Origin of the sequence: Sinomicrobium oceani (assembly GCF_900119185.1) — a bacterium.
Classification (GTDB): Bacteria; Bacteroidota; Bacteroidia; order Flavobacteriales; family Flavobacteriaceae; genus Sinomicrobium; species Sinomicrobium oceani.
Genome location: NZ_FPJE01000010.1, coordinates 87,918 through 105,806, shown reverse-complemented (window position 1 = coordinate 105,806; position 17,889 = coordinate 87,918). Strand labels below are relative to the sequence as shown.

11 protein-coding genes are annotated in these 17,889 nt (G+C 47.3%); 8 read left to right on the top strand and 3 right to left on the bottom strand.

The features are described 5' to 3' along the window. Nucleotides 1-30: 30 nt before the first annotated feature. The 3 genes from BT112_RS10480 to BT112_RS10470 form a co-directional block, all read right to left on the bottom strand. The gene (locus tag BT112_RS10480; RefSeq protein ID WP_072317325.1) at nt 31-1,911 is read right to left on the bottom strand and encodes a right-handed parallel beta-helix repeat-containing protein; all 1,881 of its coding nucleotides are present in this window, start codon (nt 1,909-1,911) and stop codon (nt 31-33) included. 129 nt (nt 1,912-2,040) lie between these two features. After that, on the bottom strand, nt 2,041-3,669 hold the full coding sequence (locus BT112_RS10475) for a RagB/SusD family nutrient uptake outer membrane protein (RefSeq protein WP_083564872.1): 1,629 nt from the start codon (nt 3,667-3,669) through the stop codon (nt 2,041-2,043). A 17-nt stretch (nt 3,670-3,686) separates the two neighbouring features. Next, nucleotides 3,687-6,674 carry a SusC/RagA family TonB-linked outer membrane protein gene (locus tag BT112_RS10470; RefSeq protein ID WP_217652367.1) on the bottom strand — a complete coding sequence of 996 codons (2,988 nt, stop codon included), beginning with the start codon at nt 6,672-6,674 and terminating at the stop codon, nt 3,687-3,689. 476 nt (nt 6,675-7,150) lie between these two features. Here BT112_RS10470 and BT112_RS10465 point away from each other — a divergent pair, with 476 nt between their 5' ends. From BT112_RS10465 to BT112_RS10430, 8 genes are all read left to right on the top strand, one after another. Then, nucleotides 7,151-10,582: a glycosyl hydrolase family 18 protein gene (locus BT112_RS10465; protein ID WP_083564871.1), complete on the top strand. Its 3,432-nt coding sequence runs from the start codon at nt 7,151-7,153 to the stop codon at nt 10,580-10,582. Nucleotides 10,583-10,617: 35 nt separating this feature from the next. Further along, on the top strand, nt 10,618-13,272 hold the full coding sequence (locus tag BT112_RS22000; protein WP_217652366.1) for a beta-1,3-glucanase family protein: 2,655 nt from the start codon (nt 10,618-10,620) through the stop codon (nt 13,270-13,272). A 214-nt stretch (nt 13,273-13,486) separates the two neighbouring features. Next, nucleotides 13,487-14,152: a MarR family winged helix-turn-helix transcriptional regulator gene (locus BT112_RS21645; protein WP_072317321.1), complete on the top strand. Its 666-nt coding sequence runs from the start codon at nt 13,487-13,489 to the stop codon at nt 14,150-14,152. A gap of 3 nt (nt 14,153-14,155) precedes the next feature. Beyond that, nucleotides 14,156-15,637, top strand: coding sequence for a phytoene desaturase family protein (locus tag BT112_RS10450; protein WP_072317320.1), 1,482 nt, complete (start codon nt 14,156-14,158; stop codon nt 15,635-15,637). Beyond that, on the top strand, nt 15,634-16,470 hold the full coding sequence (locus BT112_RS10445; protein ID WP_072317319.1) for a phytoene/squalene synthase family protein: 837 nt from the start codon (nt 15,634-15,636) through the stop codon (nt 16,468-16,470). Before BT112_RS10450 ends, BT112_RS10445 begins: the two co-directional genes overlap by 4 nt. Continuing rightward, nucleotides 16,467-16,964: a hypothetical protein gene (locus tag BT112_RS10440; protein ID WP_072317318.1), complete on the top strand. Its 498-nt coding sequence runs from the start codon at nt 16,467-16,469 to the stop codon at nt 16,962-16,964. The genes BT112_RS10445 and BT112_RS10440 overlap by 4 nt, the downstream gene beginning before the upstream one ends. Then, complete coding sequence (locus tag BT112_RS10435; protein WP_072317317.1) at nt 16,961-17,440, top strand: SRPBCC family protein; 480 nt, start codon at nt 16,961-16,963, stop codon at nt 17,438-17,440. Before BT112_RS10440 ends, BT112_RS10435 begins: the two co-directional genes overlap by 4 nt. Next, nucleotides 17,437-17,889 carry a sterol desaturase family protein gene (locus tag BT112_RS10430; protein ID WP_072317316.1) on the top strand — a complete coding sequence of 151 codons (453 nt, stop codon included), beginning with the start codon at nt 17,437-17,439 and terminating at the stop codon, nt 17,887-17,889. The genes BT112_RS10435 and BT112_RS10430 overlap by 4 nt, the downstream gene beginning before the upstream one ends.

Here is a 17,889-nt window from a genome sequence, read left to right as displayed (position 1 = left end):
CAAGGTGACCTTTTCCACATCATACGGCACCTATTTTTTTAAAATATCCCTGTATTCCGGTTGAATTCCTGCCTTTTCCTTGATTTCTTCAGCTACGTCAGGACCGTTGTTTTCCCAGGTATTCCCGGGACCGGGCGTATTGGAAAAGAACTTATCTTTTTCGGTCCAGTTATTTATAATGCGTATATAGGAAGACCCTTCGTCCAGGTATACATACTGGTAGTGTTCGGGAATATGGGCATAAGGCGCTTTTTGCAGGTCATAGATGGCATTTTCGCTGATCTCGGTATTGGGCTGGGCAGAGAGGGTGTACACCCCTCCCACGTCGTACATCTGTTTGGCGAACCGGTGTATCCTGTTGGCGTGCACCAGGTTGTCCCGGGAAGCATTTACAGTCTTCGTCCATCCCCATCCGACACAGATCCCGGAATAATTGACATCGGTTATTTCGTTGTGTACTATGGCTATATTCCGGGCGTATCCCACACTGACCCCGGCACATCCCCAGTCTTCATTAGTCGCATCGGAAACCAGGTTGTTCGCTATTCTTATATCGCGAACCAGTTCGCGCGGATCGGAAGGATCGTATGGCAAATGTGCTTCGAAAGCGGCATCGCCAAAAAAACCGGCCTGTATCCCGGTACCCCCGATATCGGAAAACACATTGCCTTCCAACCGGCTGTGCGAAACCCCTTCCACAAAATCGACTGCGGTTGCTGCCGTATGAATAAACCGGCAGCGTTCTATAGTTATCTCACTGGCATACCTGGCCTCCAGGGCAGCGGGTTGCCGTCCTATCCATGCCTGGTTTTCGAGGGCGGCCTTATCCGGCGTGCCCGGTTCTTCCAGCTTATAAGCATCGAGAATATAAAACCCGGCCTGCAAAGGCACATGTCCTTGATGTGACGGACGCAGCCAGGTGGTATGCGCAAAAGTTATCCCCTTAAACCCGATATGGGAAACGGGGCGGTCTTTTGTACCCTTAATTAAAGTAATCGATTGCAGAAACGGAACAATAACTTCGGCATTTTGCATGTCTTGCCCTTCTTCCGGCCAGTAATATATTTTCCCGGTTTTATAATCGGCAAACCATTCCCCTGGACTGTTGAGCAATTCTATGGCATTGCTGAAAAAGAACGCCGAATTGCCGTTGTATTCTTTCTTTTCATCGATAAAAGGAGCCGGCCAGGGATGTTCGAATTCTATTGTACTTTCCGGTTGCTCAAAGGTAAGCCTGGTTTTACGGCCTTCTTTCTCTATATTTCTAACCCTGAGATTGGCTATGGCCCACCACTGATGAATGATAAATTCCGGGTGGGAACCATTGCCAAACGTAATATTTGGTGTGGGGATCCACAATGCTTCTTCTTTCTTGTTTACCGACAGGATACGGTCCAGGGTACCATCGTTCAGGGTATTGGCCAGTACTGCCTTTTTTCCGTTCACCCAGAGTTGCCGGAACTGCAGCCAGCCTCCTTTCTCAAAAGGAATATCGGTGACCCACACCTTTCCTTCCGCATTTTTCGGGAGCCCTGTTACGGGTTGCCGCAGCTTTTCCCAGCCGCCAATAGCACGTCCGCCCGAAAGCACCGGATGTGCCCCTTCGGCAGCCCTTATTATCGTAGGGCTATCCGGCGTACCGGAATCTTCCGGCCTCAACAGAACAGGACTGTCCAATACATAGGTCCCGTCAGCTATGATGATATCTATACCCTCTTTTACGGACGGATCGTCCAGCCTTCGCAATTCCCGTGCTTTTCGTATGGCCATAGCCACGGAAGCCAGGGGCTTTTCTCTGGTTCCGGGGTTTTCATCGCTTCCTTTACCTGACACCCATATTTCCGAAGCATAACCGTAATCTGCGGGTAAAATGATACATAATAAAGAAACCAATACTATAAAATATTTCATACCAATATGTTTTGTATACTACGATATGTATGTAGTTGCAGGTTACAGGTTGTAAGTTACAAGTTGCAGGTTTTTTCAAATTTAGAACTTCCTTTGGGTTCAACTGTCCTGTACTTACGTGTTGTTGTGTTAATATCCAAAATTCTGTCCCAGCTCTACGTCTATATTGGCATCGATCGCGGAAAGCGGAATAGGAAAAAGATTGTGATAATCCTGGACGGAACTTCCGCTTTCGGGATTGTATTTTCTCACTCTTTCCGCAAGTTTCCCTACCCTGTTCAGCGTAAGTCTCCTCGGCTCTTCTATAATGAGCTCCCTTGCCCTTTCATCGAGAATATAATCCAGGTCTACTTCCGCGGCTTCCACTTCTTCGGCATGAGCACGGTTTCTGAGTTTGTTGATATCCGCAGCGGCCATTTCGGAATTTCCCATACGCCAATACGCTTCTGCGCGTAACAGGTACGTCTCGGCAACACGCATGATATAGGTATCTTTAAAAGCCCTTCCGAAAGATTCGCCTTCGGGAAACAACTGCGGCTCTATTTTCATAATCATCGGATAATAGTTGACCATGGTATCTGCCTGAATTGTCGCCGGATTTACCTCCTGTCCGAAATAGGCAGACGACGGATTGTTGTAATAGTATTTCCGTTTGATATTATACTTTGAGTTTCGCATATCATTCGGATCTTCTTTCCATACTTCATCATAAAAATAAGGGGTGGGTCTCACCCAGGCTACGCCTCTTCCCAGACTATCCGTTGTAAGTTCCATTCCGGTATTACCATCCGGATCTCTCAGGTCCCACCATTTTGGTCCCCACGCCCGCAACCATCCGTTGGCATACCATTTTTGACCTCCGGCAGTACCTCCCGGGGTCTGAAATTCGAACTGCAATGCCCAAATGGTCTCGGTATTGGTTGTCGTAGAGCGGTTCTGGTTTTCGTCTTTAAACAGATCGGCATATACATCGCCGGGGGTATCGGTATAATTCCCGAACCGCTCGGTCATCAGTTGGTAACGGGGTGAACCGATCACTGCCGTAGCACTGGCAATGGCTGCTTCATAATCTTCCAGACTGATGTACACTTCCGCCAGGAGATGATTGGCCGCCCCCTGCTCGATCCTGCCGTCTTCCGGGGCTTCCACAGGTAACCATTCGCTGGCGTATTCCAGGTCTTCCTTTACAAACTCATAGACTTCCGTTCGCGTATTTCTTACGAAATCCGTCTTTGGGCTATCGGAGATCTTGTTCACTATCGGTACGCCTCCGTAAAGGTTGGCCAGAAGGTTATACGCATACCCACGGAAAAACCTTGCCTCGGCAATAATCGCATTCTTTTCTGCTTCACTGCTCCATTCGATATCGGGGTTGTCTATGTATTCGATAATATTATTAGCCCGCGGAATAAGATCGAGGTAAGCCCAGTTCCAGTAAAATTCGGCACTCCATTGCGTCGGGGTAAGCCAGGTGGTATAGTTTTCGAAATCAGCCAGTCCACGGTCTCCCGTACAGGCTACATCGGTTCCCAACCATAAAGAGCTCATCCTGGAGCCATCCGGGTAAAAGAATAATTCCCTGGCTGCAATATGCAAACCGGTTATGGCACTTTCAAACCCTTCCTTATCCACCAGCAGGTTCCCGGAATTGGGAATTCCTATAGGTTCTTCCTTTAAAAAATCTTTCTGACAGGATGACAATACGGATGCAATCCCTATCAATACTATACAGACGGTATTATTTATATTGTTTTTCATCTCTTGCATTTTATGGGTTAGAAACTGATATCGAGTCCTCCTACGATAGTTCTGGCCGAAGGATAAAGGTCCCTGATGGTGGAGTATCCGCTTTCGGGATCCGGGCCCATCCAGTCTGTCCAGGTATATATATTCCGTCCGCTGACGTATACCTTAAGTGCGTTTAACCCCAGTTTCTTTACCAGGTCATCGGTAAAATTATAGGCAATGGTAATATCCTGTAAACGGATAAAGTCACGGCTTTGGTAGAAAGACATTCCCAGGGGGTTGGTCCAGTTCAGGGATGGCCTGGTGGCGGAACGGTTTTCGGGTGTCCAGTACCCTGCGTCGATCATGTTAACAGACCTTCCTGCGTAATTGGTTCCGGAATACGGACTCGGGTCCAGTAAAGGCAACGGGGCTTTCCAGCCTGCCGCCGCATTCAGGAAGAAAGAAAGGGATACGCCCTTATACCGGAAATCATTACCGAACCCTATACGGTATTTCGGCTGTCTCTGGCTGAGTACGGTCCGGTCTTCCGGGGTAATCTGTCCGTCACCGTTAATATCTTTTACCCGTACCCATCCCGGACGGTATCCGTCCGGCAATTCATCGCCTTCCTGGTAAATACCGTCAAAAGCATAATCGAAATTTACACCGATAGGCTGTCCTATAAACCAACGGTTATTAAGATCATCGTCTTCTCTTCCGTCGCCATCGGCATCACTTCCGTAGAGATGTATGATCTCGTTTTTATTGGACGAAAAGACCGCAGAAGATGTCCACCGGAAATCATTCTTATTGACATTGACGGTGTTCAGGGTGATCTCCACCCCCCTGTTATTGATTTCCCCGATATTGGTCAGCACATTGGAAAAGCCATTGGCTGTAGGGATACTTCGCCCAGTCAGGAGATCTGTCGTTTTGGTGTTGTAATATTCCAGCGTACCGTCTATGCGGTTATTGAATAATCCGAAATCGATGGCAGCGTTGAAAGAAACGGAAGTCTCCCATTTCAGGTTGGGGTTGGGCATATTATCCGATACGGGGAACGATCCGGTATAGGTATCGCTCCCATCCCCGAAAACATACTGGTCGAACATGGATTTATCCAGGGAAGAATACGGGGACACCGCCTGGTTACCGATCTTCCCGTAGGATAAACGCAATTTCAGAAGATTGATCTTTTCCCGGCTTGCGTCCATAAATGGCTCCTCGGTAACAATCCACCCCAACGCCGCAGAGGGAAAATTACCATACTTATTATTGGCCCCGAACACCGAAGAACCGTCTCTACGCATCGTAAACGTAAAGAGATACCGGTCCTTGAACTGGTAATTGAGCCGTGCCATTGCCGATACTCCCGTACGATCTTCTCCTGATGAATAGTTGCGCTGTACATCGGCTATTTCCAGGTTATCCCACCCGTTGACATCGGTAAAGAAGTTTCTCCCTTCTGCCGTGGTAGTCTCCATATAGAGGCTATTGGCTCCGTATAGCAGTGTCAGATCGAAATTGTGGTCCTTTATCCTTTTTTCGAATTTAACGATATGCTCCATCTGCCAGTTGAAGCGGTTTTCGTTGGTCTTATTGGCCGCACCGAGATTGTTAATCCCATGTTGTCTGTAGATGGGAATAAAGGTATAATTGTGCCCCCATTGAATATTGGGGTTATAATTGAACCGGTATGAAAGTCCTTCCAGGAAAGGGAAATCTATTTTAAGGAAGGCACTGGCCATCAGGTTATTGTATATCTCTTCATTTTTCCGTTGTGTAGCATTGAACAGCGGATTGAGCAATAGCTGGTCGTTGGTCGGATACGGAAGGATTTCCCCGTTCTCGTCACGCACACGGGCATAGGGAGATAACCAGTAGACCCCTTCGATATCGGCATTAACACCGGAAAGATTACGCTGGGAATACATGCTGTTCACCCCGACGGTAAGCCAGGGGGTAATTTTGTTTTCCATATTCATCCGCAGTGATAACCTGCTGGCTTTATCACCATAGATCAGTCCCTTTTCATCTACATATCCTCCGGAGATAAAATAATTGGTTTTTTCGGTACGTCCGGAAACGCTCAGATTATACGAACTCTGTACTGCTCCCTGTTTAACATATTTCCAGGGATCTACGGTTTCACCGTTCTGGTATTGTAATAACTCCGTCCGGGAATCGAGTATATTTTCTACGTCCAGTATGGGTGTTTCACCTGCTCCTGCATTCTGAATATTATAGTCCCTCCGGCGTTTCAGGTATCCCTCCGCGTCATATAACGGCACAGTATTGGCATATTCCGAAAACCCCGCATAGGTATTGAAACGTATAAGCGGTTTTTCGGAAGTTCCTCCTTTGGACGTAATAAGAATAACCCCATTTGCCGCTCTTGCCCCGTAAATAGCGGTAGCACTGGCGTCTTTGAGCACCTCCATAGAAGCCACATCGGCCGGGTTGATATCGGAGAGTTCACCGTAGAAAAAAGCCCCGTCCAGTATGATCAGCGGATCATTGCTCGCGGTGAGAGACGATTGTCCCCTGATAAGCAGGTTACCGCTTTGTCCCGGTCTGCCGTTATCGTTGAACTGTACCCCTGCCACACGTCCTCTCATGGCCTGTGCCACATTGGTATTGGGCTGTGATTCCATCTGCTCTACTTCTACCGAACTTACCGACCCCGTTACCTTTCGTTTGCTTTGGGTTCCGTACCCGATAACCACGACCTCATCGAGATTTTCGGTATTCTCCTCAAGACTTATATGCAGAGTGGTCTCCGTGCCTATTACTTTTTCTACGGATTTCATACCGATATATGAAAATATAAGTGTTTCCCCTTCGGAAGCCAGAAGTTGAAAATTTCCGTCAAAATCTGTCTGTGTACCTCTATTGGTGCCCTTTACAAGAACATTAGCCCCGGGAACGGGAATACCCTGTCCGTCGACTACCGTTCCGGTACGTTCTTTTTCCTGTGCCAGCAGTACGGTAGAGGCCATAAGGCATACTATTACATGCAGTTTTTTTAACATCATAAAAATAGTTTTGGTTTTATTGGTTACACCATGCATAAATTTCGGGTATCCTATTTCATGTAAAAAGACAGAGTCTTTATCAGGGCAGCAGAACAATCCCATGTCGGTGATCACAATTTTTTTGTCTCCTTGAAAGTTACAGGTCAAAAATATCATTATTTCCAAAAAAATGTGTCCTGTTCTGTCCTGTTCACCATTACCGGACTATTGAACGTGCGGGACTTTCCACTCCTCTTTTATTACAGACGGTAATTAAGATGCTTAAATGTGCTAAGAACACAATTAGTTTTCAGGATATTATTGTTTCGGATCGTAAGAAATGTTTGTAAGTAAATTCCGTCTGTTTAGCTATAAAATAATGTTACTTAGCTAAAAAAATTGCACATACACCTATTTTTTTTGTAATTTTTAAATGTCTGAACAAGTAAGAAATTGCTACTTAAATTTATTTTATCGAAACACAAATACCCTAAATTATGAACCTACACCTACTACCATCCTTTGATTGGAAAAGGATGATGCCCCTAATCGTATGCTTTGCATTCGTCAATGTCCTTTATGTCCGTGCCCAGGTAAGTACTGGCGGAAACGCCACCACGGCAGATCATCAGAAAGAGATTATCGGTTACATCACCAACTGGGATGCCTGGAAGAGTTCGGCAGCCGGACTTCCGTCCGCAGGAGCCCTGACTCATCTCAACATCGACTATTCCAAATACACTATTCTCAATTATTCTTTTTTCGGTGTAGCTGTGGACGGGTCGTTACACAGCGGGGATCTGCGTAACAAGAATATTCACCAGGACGGCCAGGTACAGCAACCTGCGGATATTTTCTTTACCAGTATCTACGACAGTTGGGATATGCTCCTGCTATTCGGAGAAACAGAACCGGTACATTACATCAGTGAAGCAATAAAAACCAGGGCGGAAGCACAGGGTTTCGTCGTGGAAGTCAACGGTACTACCTGGCAACATCCTTCATGGGGGCTTAGCGGTTCGCTACCCCTTCCGCTTCACAAAGAAGACGGTGCTCCCGGTGTACTCGACCTCGCCCACCAAAACGGCGTTAAAGTGATGGCTTCCATAGGAGGCTGGAGTATGTGCAAACATTTTCCGGAAATGGCTGCAGACCCGCAAAAAAGAGCAGTCTTTATTGCCGACTGCCAGAAACTTATCGCTACTGGTTTTGACGGTATCGACCTTGACTGGGAATATCCCGGGCCTTATGCGGGAATGAATTTTACCGGAAGTCAGGCCGATTATGCCAATTTTCTTACCCTCGTACAGGAGCTTCGTGCAGCCATAGGCCCGGATAAACTGATTACTGCTGCTTTCTCGGCCGACCCTGTAAAAATACAGGGTTTCAACTGGTCCGGCTTATCGGCGGTGATGGATTATTTCAATTTTATGACGTACGACTTTAATGGCGGATGGTCTGATATTGCAGGGCACAATTCTCCTTTATTTCCCTACGACGGTGCCGAAGCTCCCGATTTTAACTGGCAATCTACATTCACCGCCCTGAATTCACTCGGTGTACCCAAAAGCAAAATAAACTTCGGGATGCCGTTTTACGGCCGTGGTGTGGTTACAGACGGACCTGCCGGATTGAATGTTACCACTCAAAAACGAAATGAGACCGTACAGCCGGATGGCCCTATAGTAACCTGTGCCGATTTTGTCAACTGGCCGAGAGATGTCTACGACGGTACCCCTAACCATTTCTTTATCGAACAGACCATGAGTTCGGGAGGATGGACCCGCCATTGGGACGATCAGGCCAAAGTACCTTATCTCACCAAAGATAATTACTTCCTTAGTTATGACGATGAAGAGTCTGTTTCCTATAAATCGCAATTTATAATGGACAACCAACTGGCGGGCGCTATTGTCTGGACAGTATATGGTGACCTTAAATTCGGCGGAACCGCACAACAATACGGAAATAAACTGAAACGGTGGTCTTCGGTGTCCTCTCCACTGATCAATACAGTCAACGAAACTTTTGCCGGTGACGGTCCGGTTGCTCCCACCGTGCAAATTACCGCACCGCAAAACGGCACAACACTTCAGGCCGGGGAAAATATTCGCATAGAAGCTTCGGTCTCCGGAGGGCCGGTCTCCAAAATAGAATTCTTTAACGGCGATGATAAGCTGGGAGAAGATACGGAAGCTCCTTATGGTTTTGACTGGAATGATATTCCTTCCGGAAGTCATACGCTCCGTATTGTGGCTACTGCCGATGACGGAACGACAACCACATCCGAAACGGTAACTGTTACGGTAAGCTCTGAATCGAATTGTCCGGACGAATTCCGTATCGTGGGCTATATGCCTTCCTGGTCAGGGACCGCTGCAGAAATTCAATACGATAAGCTCACCCACATCATCTATGCTTTTATAAATCCGCAAGCTTCGGGCGACGGTAGTCTTACGGCCATCGAGAACCCTTCCAAACTACAGCAGATCGTATCGAATGCACATGCCAGCGGTGTAAAAGTCATGATCGCTGTGGGAGGCTGGACGGACCTCAACAATCCCGGATTCGAGACTTTAGCTGCCAGCGCAACTTCCCGCCAGAATTTTGCGGACAACCTGCTGAGCCTGGTCAATCAATACAATCTCGACGGTGTGGATATCGACTGGGAATATCCCCGGGAAGGTAACGAACCCCAGAATTATGCCGCCATGATGCAGAAACTCGCCGAGGTTATGCACAATAACGGCAAGCTTCTTACAGCTGCTGTTGCTGCCGTAGGCTATTATGCCGACGGTATACTGGACAGTGTATTTCCCCATGTCGATTTTCTGAACCTCATGGCTTATGACGGCGGGAGCGGCGCTACCCATTCGCCCTACAGCTATGCGGTGCAAACCCTCGATTATTGGCTTGGCCGGGGGCTTCCGGCCTCAAAAGCCGTACTTGGTGTACCCTTTTATGCCCGTCCTTCCTGGAGCTCTTACCGAAACCTGGTTGCTAACGGGGCCAACCCGAATAACGACACGTATAATGGCGACTATTATAACGGTCTGAATACCATCCGCCAGAAGACCCAACTGGCCGCACAGCGGGCATCGGGTATTATGATCTGGGAACTCTCACAGGACACCAATGATAATATAACCACTTCGCTGCTCAACGCCATTCACGACGAAGCGCCGGATAATTGCCAGGGTAACGGAGGTGATCCCGGCATCTACTTTACCGCTCCTGCTAACGGCAGTACGGTAACCACGGGGTCCCCGCTGACCCTTACGGCCAATGCCAGTGATGACGGGAGTATAACTGCCGTAGTATTCCAGGTAAATAATCAAACCATTACGGCTTCGGGAACACAGGGAGGTACGTATACCGCATCCTGGACGCCACCTGCTGACGGCACCTATACCATTACCGCTACCGTTACGGATAATGACGGAAATACGGCTTCTGCGCAGGTTACGATTACCGCTGCTTCGGTCTCGGGATGTACGGCTCCTGCCTGGAGTTCCGGAGCCATATACGTAGCTGACGACGAGGTCTCGCATAACGGCGGACGCTACCGGGCCAAATGGTGGACGCAAAACGAAAATCCCGATACACATTCCGGCCCCTGGGATGTCTGGGAATATCTCGGACCCTGTAATGCGGCTTTGTCTGCCAAAGAACAGGCCCCGGCAACGCTTTATCCCAACCCTTTTTCCGGATCGGCAACATTGCTTCTGAACCTGAAAGAAAGTGGACCTACCAGTATACAGCTCTTCGACAGGACCGGAAGACTGATCAAAAACATACAGAAAGGTAAACTGCATAAAGGGCATAACGAAATCGTCATTGAAGGTATGGCCCTGCCCCGGGGCGTGTATTACCTCAAGGTCTTTAGTCCGGGACGACAACCTGTGAGTATCCCCGTCATTAAAAACTAACGATTAAAAAATCTTAAAACCCAAAAATCCTACTTATGAAAACAATACTGTACCCCATTCTGCTTTTACTGATGCTCACCGGCGTCCCGGTAAAAGCGCAGACAACCGTTCCCTTTACGATCAACAATAATTCGCCCTACCCTGACAGTGAGCTCTATGTCGCTGTCGTGGGCGAAGATCTTGCCGTTCCCAGCCAGCATGTATGGGTAAATACGGCAACCAGTACCGTATTTCCGATGGCGCCATCCTATAACACCATACAAGGCCCTGTTGTAGGAGGCAATGCCGGCCCGGGAGGTGACGGTAAATACGCCGACTGTTTTACACGCCTGAGCGATATTCCCAACAAGACCATTATGCTGCCTCCCATACAGGGATGTCGGGTCTTTATCGCCATAGGCAGCCCGCTTTATCTCTATTTTTTCGGAGCTTCGGGGGCCCAGCGCGGGTACACATCGCCCAGCTATACCAATCCTACGGACCCCAACATCGGAATAAAGTATGAGATTATTGAACTGACCAATAATCAATACGGCTTTTTCGGAAATCCAACCCGGGTCGATTCCTATCAATATCCACTGACCATGGAATTGTTCGGCAATGACGGTTATTACAAAAAAGTCGGCGAACAGGCTTCGCACACGGATATTCTCGCTGCATTTCCTTCGAGCGTCCCCACGGAGTTCCAGGGATGCCTGGATACGACCACGGAAGAGATTACAGCCCCCGGGAAGATCGAGGATTTTGCAGACGGAAGCGTAGGAACCATGCCCAATCCGGGACCTTATGTAAACTATATGAAACCTTATGTAGACGCGGTCTGGGCAAAATATGCCACAGAAGACCTGATCTTTGATTCCGGTGATGCGGGTATATGGCAGGGACGTGTACAAGGGGAACAACTGGTCATGACCGCTGTTACCGGAGGTTTCCAGGGACGGCAGGCCATAATCACAAGGCGGCCTACCACACAGGAGGTGTTTGAAGGAAAAGGAGTTCTTGATATGGACGTACAGGACGGAACCACGGACAAACTCGTACAGGCTCAGATCTGTGCCGCCCTGAACAGGCATGTTATCGATATTTCCACTCCCAATGTCGGACAACAGGACTGGTCCGACGATTCGCAATACTACCTCCAGTCGCCGTGCAACCATTATGCCAAGTTCTGGCATCAGCAGGGGATCAGCATAGACGATCTTTCCTACGGCTTTCCCTATGACGACGTATGGGATTATTCCTCTTCCGTACACACACCAAACCCGCAAAAAGTAGTGATAGGTTTCGGGGATCATACCACACCGGACAATGCTGCCAATGACGACTGGCAACTGGTATGGCAGGACGAATTTACGGGCGGTATCGGTCCGGACTGGGTTTTCGAGACCGGTAACGGCAGTAATGGCTGGGGTAATAACGAACTCCAGTACTATCGTTCGCAAAATGCTACCGTAGAAAACGGTGCCCTGGTCATTACGGCAAAGCAGGAGAGCTTCGGCGGATATAATTACACTTCGGCCCGCATGAAAACACAGGGAAAGAAATCATTTAAATACGGAAAAATAGAAGCCCGTATAGCCATGCCCTCCGCACTGGGTACCTGGCCTGCTTTCTGGATGCTCGGTAACAGCATTTCGTCCGTAGGATGGCCCAAATGCGGGGAAATAGACATCATGGAGCACATCAATACTGCCCCCGAAATACACGGCACCATACACTGGGAAGATCACAACGGAAATTACGCGAGCTATGGCGGCGATACGCCCGCCAATGTTACGGCATACCACGTGTATAGCGTGGAGTGGGACGCTAACTATATCCGCTGGTTTATGGACGGACAGCAATATCATGAAGCAGATATCAGTAACGGCGTCAACGGTACCCACGAATTTCATGAGAATTTTTTCATTCTGCTCAATATGGCCATAGGCGGAAACTGGCCGGGTTTCCAGGTAGACAACAGTGCACTTCCGGCCAGACTATACGTAGATTATGTAAGGGTTTATCAGCGCAATGGCGGTGGTGGGGGTAACCCCGGCATTTCTCAGCACATAGAAGCAGAAGATTACAGTACTATGAGCGGCGTGCAAACCGAAAACACCACAGATTCCGGTGGCGGACTCAATGTGGGTTATATAGACACGGGCGACTGGATGGCTTATAACAATATCAATATCCCCGCGTCCGGCAACTATACCATTCAATACCGGGTAGCAAGCGAAAACGGAGGCGGACAGCTATCACTCGATGTCAATGCCGGGGCTACCGTACTGGGTAATGTAGGCATCCCCTCCACAGGAGGATGGCAAAACTGGACCACCGTCTCCCATAACGTGTATATCAACGCCGGCACCTATAACTTCGGGATCTACGCACAAAGCGGCGGATGGAACATAAACTGGTGGCGGATCATATCGCAGGCTTCCGGCTCAACCGTGGCACAACAGCAAGCCTCCCCCGAAACGGAAAGTATTCTCTACCCTAACCCCACCCCCGGACATTTGCAAGTGGAGTTTGACGGAGAGAAAGCAGCTATAGGTGTTTTTGATATCAACGGGCGGCTGGTCATTCCCTTCCGGAATATCACACCCGGGGAGGATATCGATGTATCTCATCTCAAAAGCGGGATTTATATTCTTAAAATGAATGCCGGCGGCACGGAGAAAACCCGAAGGTTTATCCGCAAGTAAAATCAACATAGCAATACCATTAAACAAGAAGCCTGTAAAGTTCCGGAAAAAAGAATTTTACAGGCTTTTTACCGACTAATCGGAGGCCATACCCGAAATCTGATTCGGACAGCTATTTGTACACTAAAGTGTAGTACACATCAAAAAAGAATAAAAACAAACCAATTTGTAAAAATAAAAGTATATTTTTATACTAAATTATTTTTACAGCGTTATGGGCTACACTTTTATACGACATATAATTTCTCTGGCAGAAAGCTATGAAAAGTCTCCGGAGTATAACCGCTACGGCCCGGGAGTAGCAGGATTTAAAAAATGGATTTACCTCACAGAGAAATCTGCGGAAGAACCGGAGCCCTATTGGGAAGGAAAAGAAAACGGACGTAGCGCGGAAAGTGTCATCAATACTTTGCTGGTCCACCTCAACCGCTATGCAAAAACCTATTCGAAATCTGCTATCTACGATTCCGATTTCTCCACTCAGGAAGAATTTATCTACCTCATCAATCTCATGGCGTTCGGTCCTATGACCAAGATGCAACTGATCAAGAAGAATATTCAGGACAAATCGGCCGGAATGCAGATTATCCGGCGTTTGTTGAAATACGGCTGGGTGGAACAGAAAAAATCCGCAGACGACAAAAGAAGTCGTGTTATAACACTGACTTCCAAGGGGAAAGACACACTTGAACAACAGATGAACAAGATACGGACAGCTACCAATATCGTTACCGGCAACCTTTCACATCCGGAAAAGATGGAACTGATAAGGTTACTGGATAAGCTTGATAAATTTCATCATCCCATATACAGTGAAAATCTTTCTGCACAGGAATTGCTGAATACGGTTGAAGATAAATATTTGCCGGGGAAAAATTAATATATGAAAAAGAAAATTGCCATAATCGGTTCGGGGTTTTCGGGTATTTCCTCCGCAGCATATACGGCAGCAGCCGGCCATGAAGTACATATCTTCGAAAAAAATGATATTGCGGGAGGGCGTGCCCGTCAATTTACAACCGCCAACGGCTATACGTTCGATATGGGGCCGAGCTGGTACTGGATGCCGGACATTATCGAAGATTTTTTCAGGGACTTCGGCACTTCTCCGGAACACTTTTACAAACTCGTTTCTTTAGACCCCCAATTTGAAATGATCTTCAATGACGGGCTTATGGCTATTCCGGAGAAATATGAGGATATGCGCAGGGTTTTTGAAGACCTGGAAGAAGGTGCAGGTCCGAAACTGGACAAATTTATGGAGGAGGCCCGTATAAAATACGAGGTCGGCATGCGCGATTTTGTAAATAAACCCTGTTTGTCGTGGCTGGAATTTTTTTCGCCGAAAATCGCCAGAAATGCTTTAAAACTCGATCTGCTCACCAGTTTCCGGAATCATGTGCGTCATTATTTCAAACATCCGAAACTGGTAGCGCTCATGGAGTTTCCCGTACTGTTTCTCGGGGCTGCACCTGCCGACATTCCCGCGATGTACAGCCTGATGAACTACGGAGGATACGGACTGGGTACCTGGTATCCTATGGGAGGTTTTTATAAAGTATCGGAAGCTATGATTGCTGTAGCTCAAAAACAGGGAGCACAACTCCATCTCCGTGCCCACGTATCCGAAATCAATATCAGGGATGATAAAGCCGTTTCGCTGACTGTTAACGGAAACGAGATCTGTTTTGATACGGTCATAGCATCATCCGACTATCATCATACGGAAACCTTACTCGACAAAAAATATCGCAATTATACGGAGAACTATTGGCAGAATAGGGTATTTGCGCCCTCCTGCCTCATCTATTATCTCGGTTTTAACACCCGCATTCCCGGACTGAAACATCACACGCTGTTTTTCGAGAACGATCTCGATCTGCATGCCCATGAGATCTATCGTGATAAGAAATGGCCCTCCAAACCACTTTTTTACGCTTGTTGTCCTTCAAAAACCGATCCCGGTGTCGCCCCGGAAGGACATGAAAACCTCTTCCTCCTCATGCCTTTGGCAACGGGTATAGCGGATAACGAAACACTCCGGGAACAGTATTTTGAAGAGATGATATCCAGGTTGGAAAGGCATACCGGAATGACGGCCATGGCCTCGCGGATCGACTATAAGAGAAGTTACTGTATTAAAGATTTCATCGCAGACTACAATGCCTATCAGGGCAATGCTTACGGACTGGCCAATACGCTCAAACAAACCGCCGTTCTGAAACCTTCCATACGCAACCGTAAAATAAAAAACCTCTATTACACCGGTCAGCTCACCGTTCCGGGCCCGGGGGTTCCGCCTTCCATTATTTCCGGAAAAATAGTGGCTGCAGAAATTAATCAACTAAAACATGTACCGGTATGAAAATATTATTCGATGAGCTATCCTTCCGTATATGCCAGGAAACGACAAAGAAATACAGCACGAGTTTTTCGCTCGGGATCCTTGCTCTTGGAAGTGATATACGTCCTGCAATATATGCCATCTATGGCTATGCACGCCTTGCCGATGAAATCGTAGACAGCTTTCACGATCACGACAAGAAAGGACTTCTGGAACAACTAACCCGGGAAACCTATTATGCCCTTGACGAGCACATTGCGCTGAACCCCATTATCAATGCTTTCCAGCAAACCGTAAACAGATATAGTATAGACCGGGAACTCATCGACACCTTCCTGCAAAGCATGCAAATGGATTTGCAACAGGTAGCCTATAATACACAACTGTATGACAGGTATATTCTCGGTTCGGCAGAAGTCATAGGATTGATGTGCCTGCAGGTATTCGTCAAAGGCGATAAGAAAGAGTACGAAAAACTGAAGCCCTATGCCATGAAGCTCGGTTCTGCCTTTCAGAAGGTAAACTTTCTGCGCGACCTGAAACACGATTACAACATCCTCGGAAGGACGTATTTTCCCGATGTAAACATGGAGGCCTTTAACAGTGAGGTTAAATCGAAGATCGAAAACGAGATCGAACAGGAATTCCGGGAAGCTCTGGAAGGTATAAAAATGCTCCCCCATACGGCTAAGTTCGGGGTGTATCTCGCCTATACCTACTATATTTCCCTCTTTCGTAAAATACAACAAACACCGGCGCAGAAGATCGTAGCCCAACGTGTGCGTATTCACAACGGAAGAAAACTGTCCCTGATGATGAGCAGTTACCTGCAATTCAAAATGGCTATGATATGAAATTAATGTTTATCGTATGTTTTATACTAACCAAAGGATTATCCGCAGAGAGCCCCCTGTTACCCCATGATATACGCGAACGTTACACCATGGCTCCTTTTGACAAAAACGTTTGCCTGGAAACCCTCGATATCCTGAGTAATATCCCGGACAATAACCTTGCATTGGCTTATCTCGGAGCTTTTCAGATCATCAGGGCCAAACACTTTTTTAACCCCTTCAAAAAACTGAAAACTTTTTCGGAGGGAAAAAACAACCTTGAAGAAGCCGTAAGGCGGGCTCCCGATATTGTGGAAATCCGATTTATACGTATGTCCGTTCAACAGGAAATTCCGGGCATTCTTCAATATAAATCGGATATAGCAGCGGACAAGGAATTTATTCTGAGCTATTTTCACCGTATCTCCGACCCGGAATTACGGCATTTTATCATAAGTTACATGGAAAATGCAGCGCTGCTGACTCGGGAAGAAAAAAATACGATGGTACCATGATATATGTATTGCACAGAGAACAACAGTTGTATTGCGACCGGGAAACAGCCTGGAGATTTTTCTCCGACCCCGGGAACCTCCCGGATATCACTCCGGACGATATGGGTTTTACCATCATTTCCGAACCTCAGTCCGAAATGTTTGAAGGGATGCTTATCGACTATAAGGTATCTCCCCTGCTCGGTATAAAACTCCACTGGCAAACGGAGATTACACAGGTGAACGAAGGACATAGCTTTACGGATTTTCAGAAAAAGGGGCCCTATGCGATTTGGAATCACTTTCACGAATTTATTCCGAACGAAAAAGGCGTGCTGGCCAGGGACACGGTGCAGTACAAACTCCCTTTCGGGATACTTGGCCGATGGATGCACCGTCTCGTGGTAAAACGCAAACTAAATCGTATATTCGACTACAGGCAACAAATCCTGGAAGACCGTTTTAATAAAAAGAGTTCAAAAAATACTGCGTTATGAATGTACTGATCGTACTTGTTACATTTTTTTTAATGGAAGGGATCACATGGCTCACCCACAAGTATGTCATGCACGGATTCTTGTGGACCCTCCATAGGGATCATCACGATAAAAGTCATACCGGAACCATGGAGCGGAACGATTATTTTTTCCTGATCTTTGCCATACCGGCCATAGGTATGATGTTTTACGGTTCTTTACACGGCTTTAATTACTGGTTTTACATAGGTCTGGGGATCACGCTTTACGGACTGGCTTATTTTCTGGTACACGATATCTTTATACATCAGCGCATACGGATATTTCGCAATACCAAAAGCCCTTACCTGCTGGGTATCCGACGTGCACATAAGCAACATCACAAGCATACCGGGAAAGAAGAGGGTGAATGTTTTGGTTTTCTCTGGGTGCCCGTCAAGTATTTCCGGATGTACATGAAAAAGGTATAA

Bases quoted from the DNA above. Each gene is read 5' to 3' on its own strand.
- BT112_RS10480 (WP_072317325.1), bottom strand. From the start codon at position 1,911: ATGAAATATTTTATAGTATTGGTTTCTTTATTATGTATCATTTTACCC.
- BT112_RS10475 (WP_083564872.1), bottom strand. From the start codon at position 3,669: ATGAAAAACAATATAAATAATACCGTCTGTATAGTATTGATAGGGATT.
- BT112_RS10470 (WP_217652367.1), bottom strand. From the start codon at position 6,674: ATGATGTTAAAAAAACTGCATGTAATAGTATGCCTTATGGCCTCTACC.
- BT112_RS10465 (WP_083564871.1), top strand. From the start codon at position 7,151: ATGAACCTACACCTACTACCATCCTTTGATTGGAAAAGGATGATGCCC.
- BT112_RS22000 (WP_217652366.1), top strand. From the start codon at position 10,618: ATGAAAACAATACTGTACCCCATTCTGCTTTTACTGATGCTCACCGGC.
- BT112_RS21645 (WP_072317321.1), top strand. From the start codon at position 13,487: ATGGGCTACACTTTTATACGACATATAATTTCTCTGGCAGAAAGCTAT.
- BT112_RS10450 (WP_072317320.1), top strand. From the start codon at position 14,156: ATGAAAAAGAAAATTGCCATAATCGGTTCGGGGTTTTCGGGTATTTCC.
- BT112_RS10445 (WP_072317319.1), top strand. From the start codon at position 15,634: ATGAAAATATTATTCGATGAGCTATCCTTCCGTATATGCCAGGAAACG.
- BT112_RS10440 (WP_072317318.1), top strand. From the start codon at position 16,467: ATGAAATTAATGTTTATCGTATGTTTTATACTAACCAAAGGATTATCC.
- BT112_RS10435 (WP_072317317.1), top strand. From the start codon at position 16,961: ATGATATATGTATTGCACAGAGAACAACAGTTGTATTGCGACCGGGAA.
- BT112_RS10430 (WP_072317316.1), top strand. From the start codon at position 17,437: ATGAATGTACTGATCGTACTTGTTACATTTTTTTTAATGGAAGGGATC.